This window comes from Gluconobacter sp. P1D12_c, assembly GCF_018812105.1.
GTDB lineage: Bacteria > Pseudomonadota > Alphaproteobacteria > Acetobacterales > Acetobacteraceae > Gluconobacter > Gluconobacter oxydans_A.
Window position 1 is genome coordinate 1 of sequence record NZ_JACSIQ010000687.1, and the last position, 394, is coordinate 394.

The 394-nt window shown below is 55.8% G+C and carries 1 protein-coding gene; it reads right to left on the reverse strand.

The window, feature by feature from the left end; all coding sequences use genetic code 11:
* Positions 1 to 195 (reverse strand): recombinase family protein (locus tag KP705_RS18745; RefSeq protein ID WP_215765396.1); only part of this gene is annotated, 195 nt, incomplete at its 3' end.
* Positions 196 to 394 lie beyond the last annotated feature (199 nt).

Below are 394 nucleotides of genomic sequence, written 5' to 3' on the forward strand. Positions count from 1 at the left end.
GACCAAAGTATCGCCACTACGAACAGCCGCCAGTGCATGGTCAAGGCCGGCCCTTACCCGCTTCGAGCCCGTGAAGCCCATGTCGGTGTAAATACTATCGGCAGAAACACCGAGTTTGAGCAGTTCCTGATGCTGGGCCGCGAGATCCTGTTTGTCCGTCGAGCAGCGGGCATAGCCGATCATTATGTGTGTCATACGGGAAAGTGTAACGTATAAGGCCCCATGACTGCAAAACATATGGTACCACCTTTATGAGACACAGCACACGGCTGTATTCCATGACGTGTTGCACTTGTCCGGGACAGTCCGTCCAACGATCCCCTTCCGGACACATGAAGGAGACATCCGATCATGGCGCGGCGCCGTCTTCTGACCCGTGAAGCTCTCGCCCGAC